Source organism: Yersinia sp. 2542 StPb PI (assembly GCF_048593855.1).
GTDB lineage: Bacteria > Pseudomonadota > Gammaproteobacteria > Enterobacterales > Enterobacteriaceae > Yersinia > Yersinia enterocolitica_E.
Genome location: NZ_JAZGQA010000201.1, coordinates 1 through 7,505, shown reverse-complemented (window position 1 = coordinate 7,505; position 7,505 = coordinate 1). Strand labels below are relative to the sequence as shown.

Sequence of the window (7,505 nt, the reverse complement as noted above, 5' to 3'; positions counted from 1 at the left end):
TAAGAAAAATCCGATTGGGCTGTACTAAATCTGTCCCTGTTATACAATCTGCGGGCTTAAATAATAGCCGACATATTTCTATCTAAGGAAAGCCGAGATTAAACAGGAGTGGACATCATGACTGACTACGATAATCGGGAAGAATCAGCTGACATTGGTCTGTTAAAAGAAATGAACAGCTTACGGGACATCATCGAAAATAATTCAGACTGGATCTGGGAAGTTGATGCTTCCGGCCGTTATACGTTTTCATCTGCAAAATCCATCGAGCTTCTTGGTCGCCTACCCCATGAGGTGGTCGGTAAAACGCCGTTTGACTTTATGCCTCAGGATGAAGCCAGCCGGGTAGGAAAGATATTTGCAGAGATTGCGGCTGCACGTATCCCTTTTGCCGGTTTGCAAAACCGTAATATTCGCGCTGATGGCAGCGAAGTCTTAGTTGAAACCAGTGGTATCCCACTGTTCGATGATAACGGGGAATTCAAAGGTTACCGCGGAATTGATCGAAACCTGAGCAATTTACCTTATGATGCGGATAAACGCTTATTTGAGTTGGAATCGATTTATTCCAGTGCTCCGGCTGGTCTGTGCTTTATCGATACGACCCTGCGCTATGTTACTGTAAATGATTATCTGGCTGAACTTCTGGGTAAAAATACAGTAGAGATTAATGGGCGCAAAATTGCAGACTTCCTACCGGGCATTATTCCTATTTTGCAGAGTGCGCTGCTGAAAGCCTATTGCAATGACAGTATCCCCGATGCTGAGTTTCAGATGCCGGATAAAGCACGGGTGTTCTTTATGCGGATAAATGCCGCCAGATATCCCAGTGGTCAAGTGAGTGGGCTGTCCGTCGCGATGATCGATATTACGCCATTGAAAGAGATGGAAGAAAAGCTGCGCAGCAGTAAACAGCATTACCGCAATATGGTGGAGCTGAATCCGCAAATTCCCTGGACTGCATCCCCGGATGGCATGATTACCGATGTCAGTTCTCGCTTTGAAAAAATTACGGGATTAACCCGCGAAGAGGCGCTGGCAGATAAATGGCTCCGTACCATCCATTTAGATGATCGCCACCCCACCTTAATCAGTTGGGAACACTCCTTACAAACACAGCAGCCACTGGATGTTGAAATCCGCTTTTGTCATGTTGAAAAGGGATGGAACTGGATGCGAATCCGAGCAGTTCCCAGCGTAGGTGACAATGGCGATGTGTTGTGTTGGTATGGAACCGCAGAAGATATCCATGAACGAAAATTGCTGGAACTTAAGCTGGTTAAAGCGAATCGACGTCTGGAAATTCAGGCCAGAACAGACTCACTGACTAAATTGCCTAATCGCCGGGCGTTCAAAAAAGTGCTGGCCCATGAATTTATGCGGGCAAAACGCTCAGACTCTCCGCTAGCAGTTTTAATGATTGATATTGATTACTTTAAGAACTTCAATGATTGCTATGGTCATATCTCTGGTGATGCCTGCTTACGCTTGGTCGCCAGGGCATTACGCAAATCACTAAAACGCAGCACCGATATTGTTGCTCGCTATGGTGGAGAAGAGTTTGCCGCTATTCTGCCAGATACCGACCAACAGGGCGCCAGCCTGGTGGCCGAGCATATATTGCAATCTATCCGTGCTATGGGCATTAAACACAATGACAGTAAATTCCGTAAAGTCACCATCAGCCTTGGTGTCACTGTTTATCAAGCCCATCAGCATAGTGGTATTACGGATCAAGCGGATTTAATGCTCGCGGCAGATCAAGCACTTTATTACTCGAAAAAGAATGGCCGTAACCAATTTAATTTGGCTGAACTCCCCTGCGAATGCAGCCATTAGGCTACTCTGACTAAACATACTCGGTATTAAATAATTAACCCCCATCAGATTCGATGCGGATAGAATTTTCGCCGAGGCGGTATTTTTTAGATGCGGCCTCTGGCACTTTTTTCTGACTCAGCTATTCTCAATAAGGCGACCAATCTGGTCATACCTCATACCACTTGGTAGGTAAGGAGTCTTTATGGGAAAAACCCTAGTAAAAATCAGAGATTTTGAAGTTGATGACGCAGAGTTATCTGCACCACTGACAAAAGGCGAAAGCACCCTCAGTATCCCCTGTAAATCGGATCCTGAATTGTGCATGCAGCTAGATGGGTGGGATGAACATACCAGCATTCCCGCAACGTTAGATGGGAAAGACCGGTTGCTTTTTAAGCAACATTACGATCGACATCAGGATGCTTGGGTAATGAGGGTAACGTGATTGTTGCAATAAGAAGATCCGTCAACCCATAGCTACAATTTATGAGTGACGGTTTCTTCTCTTGCGACTCGATAATATCTGTAGGGCAAAATCAATCAAATTACTGACTACCAGAAGCCAGCTATCAGAATTTTTCCAATACTTTGAACTGCATACAAATCAGCATCATTTCTGGGGAAAACATCTCGTACTCCTCAAAAAAGCGCTGTTGCGTTTTACGCCAAAACGTCAGCGTTCGATCGCCCTCACCTTCAGCGACAGCATGGGCTTCATCAACCTGATCAAACGTTTTCAATTCTACGTCGGTCAACTCTATCGCACAAACCGGTTCATTGCGGCCATTGACCACAACAAAGATATCCCCCGCCTGCGGCACGCCATCTTCATCCAATGCCGCACAGGTCGCTGTTTTCGTACCGTTCAGTACTAATGCCAATACATCATCTGCCACTTGTTCAGTATCACCAAATGCCCAACGCTCGGCGTCTTGATATTTTTGTGGGACTGTAGCCATAGTTTCATTATTCCTATTCGTCATCTTATTGATGCAGCGCATATTACACTTTATCTTAACTGGTACGAACTGACTAACTCTCGCATCAGCATAAATTTTCGCTACTATACCCTAAATAATTCGAGTTGCAGGAAGGCGGCAATTGAGTAAATCCCCAAGAGCTTACTTCAAGTAAGTCACTGGGGTGAACGAAAGCAGCCAACGCACATGCAGCTTGATGTATGACGGGTATATACCTAAAGTAACCAGCGTCGCAGTAAACAAATGAATTCCGCAGAGCTGACCCCGTCAGACATAATACTAAATTGAATAAGGACCCTATGGTGACCAAACGCTTGCATACGAAACATTGGAAGATGTTTGTGGTGTTACTCTGTATCTGTGGCGCATTAATGCTGCTGCGGTGGGCGTCGATGATTTTTGGCTGATATTGCTACCGCTAGCGTTTGTCTTTAGGTAAAAATAAGCAACCACACTTTGGGCAAACCAAGGCCGTATTTTTGTGCACTTTTTCTGAGCTCTGCTCAGAGACTGCGCCACAATCTGGGCACTTAATCTTCACTTTTACACTGCTAACCAATCTTTTGACGCTATCAAGAAATGACATATGCTCGCCTCTCAGTTGTACAACCTCGTTAGATTACGTTAACCAACGGCAATAAACCGTGGAGTGGTCAGCGTTTACTCAGATTATCTGTACCGGGCCAGATTTTTGTTCACGAAAATAGCCGGTTTTGCAGGAGACAACGGAAAAAAACAAGCGGAAAATGGAAAGTACGGGGAAATCATTCACCACGCAGCATGACTTGCATGCTTGGCGTAGTGATGTGGTAGACGGGTTATTGGAAACCTTTGGTCTGGGGTCAGTGATTCCATAATTCTTGGATCAACCCTCTGACCCGAACCTTGGAGGCACCAGCAACCAAACTGATAACACGGTTAGCACTCAACGTAGAAACGTCGGTATTCCATTCATCAAAAGAATGTTCTGCGTAACTATCGTTGAAAACTTTTTTTATCGAGGATTCAGCTTCGGACATCTCACTGAAACTCTTAGCGTTTATTAAGCACTGAGCAATGATTGAGACTTTTTTCATGTTTTATCCTTGATTATCGGTCGCATAGTGTAGCACAATTACACTCTCTCTGATCATATGCTGCTTAAATTGTTTTCAATTGAAGATAACGTTTTGATATTACAGCATATTCAACCAAGCCTGACAGGCAAGATCTGCTCCTAACCTCATTGTTCAGTCACTCTAAAACCCTACTACGCGCTCAGAAGTTGCTTAAAAAGCATTCATCATGCTAAATCCACCCCAGCAGATTCATTATTTATTCACGATCAGTGCGTTTTTTAGTCAGTTCACATGCTATATTGTAGTGGCTTTGCCATGACAAAGACCTTATCTGTGTGAGTAATTGAGGTGCCGAATGATCAGCAATTTCTTTCTCTATTCACTATTTATTATCTATATCACCGCGGCGCTTATTGATGGCTCACTCCCACTGCTTGACCTAATGTAACCCAAGTACCAGCCTGACAATGGCATCAACGCCAAAGCGCCCCCTCTAGTTACTGTGCATGGCAGCAGCATCTTGTAGTAAGGAGTTCATCTCAATGGTACCTGGTGGCCGTAGTGACCATTTTGGCCCCTGTAATGCCTCTGCATAACCCGCCTGATACAAACGCTCCATCTTGATGGGATCAAAAATCTCTGCGCCATTGGTATCAACATTTGATGGAATCGTTATCCAGTGGAATCCTGAATTTTCAGCCAAAGAGAATGCATAAATACGATACAAATCCCCGACCAATGCCGCTTTGCTGGTTGAGTCAAGAGTACGCATAGCGATATTACGCACCAACCGTGGGGTCGGTTCTGGTTGTGGGCCAAGCTGTCCATTATGGATGATATAAATATCTTCTTTACTGTCTGCCAGGCCCGCTCTGGTACGTACGACTTTTGAGCTGTACACACCACCATTATAGAAGACCCGCGCCGCCACACCGCCGTCAACATGCATTTCATCGTAATGCTTACCCTGAGCCACCACATCAAAAAATACCGGTGAGAACGCGACAGGGACTGAAGAGGAAGCCAGCATCACCTTACGAAATAGCATTAGGGCTTCAGGAGTCCCTTTCATCGCAATCAGCCCCATGTTCCAGACAATAAATCTTTGCGAATCGAGATCCACCGTACCCATATACAACCGCCGACCATGCCGATGTGCCTGGGCGATTTCACTCATTAACTCAGGAGTAATATGCCCATCAATCAATTTAGACAACGGGCTGGTATCCGCTAATGATTCGCGGAAAAAGAGGCGAAATAATAGATTATCCAGATGGAAAATATCACGGGTGGTGGTGGTGGTATAAAAGTCATGTAATGCCTGGTCGTGATCACTCCCTAAAAAGGCGAAAGGTGCGATTAACGCGCCAGTGGAAACCCCACTGACCACCTTAAACACGGGGCGCTTACCTGTTTTCGTCCAGCCGTTCAAAAAGCCAGCACCGAAGGCGCCATTTGGGCCACCACCAGATAATGCCAGATGGGGATAAACCAATGTTCCATCCGCGGCTCGGAACATCTCTTTCGATTCATCTTTATAAGATTGCAGTAAATCCGCTTCAAATATCGGGCTAATATGCCCTGCGCCGGCACGGATATCCGGCATTCCAGGGATTTCGGCCGCTGGCATTAACTCCACTGGCACTGGATTTCTAGGTAATTGGCTACAGGCCGCCAATAAAGAAATTCCGGTTAGCAACGCCATGGAACGAACTAATTTCCAGCTTATTATCATTATATGTCCTAGCAGATGCGGCCAAATATTACTGACTAAACGTAGACTAATTTGATGATAGTCTCACAAAATCATCCTGTCTGTTATGCCATTGTTGATGAGAAAGATGATACCAACAGTGTTGGCTTAACTTGCTGTCAGGGCTGACAATTGGATGGGGAAAATGGTCTGGCGCGCGCACCATGCCGATTCGTTCCATCAATGCTTGTGAACGTAGGTTAATTAAAGCAGTAAATGAAACAATTTCAGCCAGTTTTAATTGATCGAAACCCACCGTCAATACTGCCAATGCAGCTTCCGTTGCCAGCCCTTGCCCCCAAAATGGAAAAGCAAAACGCCAGCCTATCTCGACACAAGGTGAAAAAGGTAATTTAACGGTAGGAATATGTAACCCCAATGCGCCGACAAACTGCCCACTAGCTTTCAGCTCAACAGCCCACAACCCCCAGCCACGCTGTGCTATCAATAATTGACAACGTGAAGCCATCATATCGCTTGCTTCACGTGTTAGAGGGGCTGGGAAAAATGCCATAACGCGAGGATCCGCGTTAAGCGCTGCAAAAGGTGCCCGGTCTGACGGTAGCCACTGCCGTAGCTGTAAACGCTCAGTTTCAAACTCAATAACGTTTTTCATTCTAGCGAAGCTAATCCTACTTTGGTTCAAGGTGGAGGATTGCCCCCACCCTCAATTTTTCTTACCTCTATTTCTGCGATAATGCTCGCCATTGCTGCACAGAAGGCCGCTGCCATTGATAATTTGCATACTGACGAAGATACTCAGGTAAGTTGTCGCCATTCAGAACTAACCGGTTAAGCATCAGTGCCAAATCGGTATCTGCGATACACCATTCACTGAATAAATATCTTCTGCCATCCGACAGCAAACGCTCCAACCCAGAAATAAGTTTATTCGCCGCTTGTTGCGCGCTATCAGACAAAGGAGGCAGCCTTAACCCAGCAAAGACCACTTCAGTTGGCCGTTCAGTGCGGATCGGCATAAAATCACTGCGCAGCCATGCCTGTATTTCACGCGCTCTGGCACGCTCTTGCATATCTTGCGGATACAGCCGAGCGTAATCTGGCGCCGGGAAACGCTCGTCTAAATATTCAGCAATAGCTGAAGACTCAGAGAGTTGAAAATCATCGATAACCAGTGTCGGCACCCGACGTGTCGCCGACAGACGGGCATAAGCCTGTTGCAGATTCTCACCGGCAGACAAATTAATGACGCTTAATGAGAAAGGGAGTGCTTTTTCTGTCAATGATACGAATACCGACATCACATAAGGACTGAAAAAATCTGAATCGGTATACAACGTAATAGTTTGCTGGCTCATCGAAACCCCGACTGATTATCACTAAGTAGATTGACGTTAATCGGTTTTAGCCAGATTGAATAGCAGCTTCTGCAAAAAAATATTATCGCTAATTACGCCCTATTTTCTGTTTCAAAAACCGCAGATGATCTTTATATAGCAACATTGCACAGACGAAAGCCAAAGTAATGAAATCTAATCCGCAGGTTGTTGGTCATCTAAAATTGTCAGCAGAATATCCGCATCCGGGGTTGTTATATGCTTCCCTTCGAGAAAACCAGCGAGTTTAGCCTCTGCATCATGTTCATATACTTCATAACCTGTGATTCGATAGCCCGGTACGCCATCCTGGCGGCGAATATACTCATCACCATCAATGTAGTACTCAACAACACCACTGGCATCTTCAATCTCATAACGTTTATCAAAAGGGAACTGTTTCATTACTCATCCTAAAAAAACAACATAGCGCTATGATGCCAATTTATAGCTGTTTTAGGAAGTGTTCGGCGTACCGTCTCCCCACTAGCGCTCAACAACGTTGCTTTAGCAATGAGAAAGGTTGCCCTGTTAATCAGGCAACCTTTATTACTAT

At 45.3% G+C, this 7,505-nt stretch carries 10 protein-coding genes; 3 read left to right on the top strand and 7 right to left on the bottom strand.

What is annotated here, in order from left to right:
- The first annotated feature begins 117 nt into the window (after positions 1-117).
- Together V1952_RS18335 and V1952_RS18330 are read left to right on the top strand one after the other, a co-directional pair.
- On the top strand, positions 118-1,839 hold the full coding sequence (locus V1952_RS18335; protein ID WP_420072170.1) for a sensor domain-containing diguanylate cyclase: 1,722 nt from the start codon (positions 118-120) through the stop codon (positions 1,837-1,839).
- A gap of 184 nt (positions 1,840-2,023) precedes the next feature.
- Complete coding sequence (locus V1952_RS18330; RefSeq protein ID WP_420075278.1) at positions 2,024-2,266, top strand: DUF1480 family protein; 243 nt, start codon at positions 2,024-2,026, stop codon at positions 2,264-2,266.
- A 124-nt stretch (positions 2,267-2,390) separates the two neighbouring features.
- Here the strand turns inward: V1952_RS18330 and V1952_RS18325 are convergent, their stop codons facing one another.
- Positions 2,391-2,780 (bottom strand): ASCH domain-containing protein, encoded by a 390-nt coding sequence (locus V1952_RS18325; RefSeq protein ID WP_083158646.1) that lies wholly within the window; start codon positions 2,778-2,780, stop codon positions 2,391-2,393.
- 320 nt (positions 2,781-3,100) lie between these two features.
- On the opposite strand from V1952_RS18325, the gene yniD reads away from it, so the two are divergent.
- Positions 3,101-3,208, top strand: coding sequence for a small membrane protein YniD (gene yniD, locus V1952_RS18320; protein ID WP_086018937.1), 108 nt, complete (start codon positions 3,101-3,103; stop codon positions 3,206-3,208).
- 11 nt (positions 3,209-3,219) lie between these two features.
- Here yniD and V1952_RS18315 read toward each other — a convergent pair whose 3' ends face one another.
- From V1952_RS18315 to V1952_RS18290, 6 genes are all read right to left on the bottom strand, one after another.
- Positions 3,220-3,387, bottom strand: a complete 168-nt coding sequence (locus V1952_RS18315; protein WP_227746530.1) for a YnfU family zinc-binding protein — start codon at positions 3,385-3,387, stop codon at positions 3,220-3,222.
- A gap of 256 nt (positions 3,388-3,643) precedes the next feature.
- A complete protein-coding gene (locus tag V1952_RS18310; RefSeq protein WP_005182969.1) occupies positions 3,644-3,877 on the bottom strand; it encodes a hypothetical protein in 234 nt (77 codons plus the stop codon).
- Positions 3,878-4,352: 475 nt separating this feature from the next.
- A complete protein-coding gene (locus V1952_RS18305) occupies positions 4,353-5,594 on the bottom strand; it encodes a patatin-like phospholipase family protein (RefSeq protein ID WP_372559185.1) in 1,242 nt (413 codons plus the stop codon).
- Positions 5,595-5,640: 46 nt separating this feature from the next.
- Positions 5,641-6,228: a GNAT family N-acetyltransferase gene (locus tag V1952_RS18300; protein WP_372559186.1), complete on the bottom strand. Its 588-nt coding sequence runs from the start codon at positions 6,226-6,228 to the stop codon at positions 5,641-5,643.
- Positions 6,229-6,295: 67 nt separating this feature from the next.
- Positions 6,296-6,931 (bottom strand): glutathione transferase, encoded by a 636-nt coding sequence (gene yfcF, locus V1952_RS18295; protein ID WP_420075277.1) that lies wholly within the window; start codon positions 6,929-6,931, stop codon positions 6,296-6,298.
- A gap of 174 nt (positions 6,932-7,105) precedes the next feature.
- Positions 7,106-7,354, bottom strand: coding sequence for a hypothetical protein (locus V1952_RS18290; protein WP_083158642.1), 249 nt, complete (start codon positions 7,352-7,354; stop codon positions 7,106-7,108).
- Positions 7,355-7,505: the final 151 nt, after the last annotated feature.

Excerpts from the sequence above, each read along its gene's own strand:
- V1952_RS18300 (WP_372559186.1), bottom strand. The coding sequence starts at position 6,228 with ATGAAAAACGTTATTGAGTTTGAAACTGAGCGTTTACAGCTACGGCAG.
- V1952_RS18305 (WP_372559185.1), bottom strand. The coding sequence starts at position 5,594 with ATGATAATAAGCTGGAAATTAGTTCGTTCCATGGCGTTGCTAACCGGA.
- V1952_RS18330 (WP_420075278.1), top strand. The coding sequence starts at position 2,024 with ATGGGAAAAACCCTAGTAAAAATCAGAGATTTTGAAGTTGATGACGCA.
- V1952_RS18335 (WP_420072170.1), top strand. The coding sequence starts at position 118 with ATGACTGACTACGATAATCGGGAAGAATCAGCTGACATTGGTCTGTTA.
- yfcF (WP_420075277.1), bottom strand. The coding sequence starts at position 6,931 with ATGAGCCAGCAAACTATTACGTTGTATACCGATTCAGATTTTTTCAGT.
- V1952_RS18310 (WP_005182969.1), bottom strand. The coding sequence starts at position 3,877 with ATGAAAAAAGTCTCAATCATTGCTCAGTGCTTAATAAACGCTAAGAGT.
- V1952_RS18290 (WP_083158642.1), bottom strand. The coding sequence starts at position 7,354 with ATGAAACAGTTCCCTTTTGATAAACGTTATGAGATTGAAGATGCCAGT.
- V1952_RS18315 (WP_227746530.1), bottom strand. The coding sequence starts at position 3,387 with ATGTCATTTCTTGATAGCGTCAAAAGATTGGTTAGCAGTGTAAAAGTG.
- V1952_RS18325 (WP_083158646.1), bottom strand. The coding sequence starts at position 2,780 with ATGGCTACAGTCCCACAAAAATATCAAGACGCCGAGCGTTGGGCATTT.
- yniD (WP_086018937.1), top strand. The coding sequence starts at position 3,101 with ATGGTGACCAAACGCTTGCATACGAAACATTGGAAGATGTTTGTGGTG.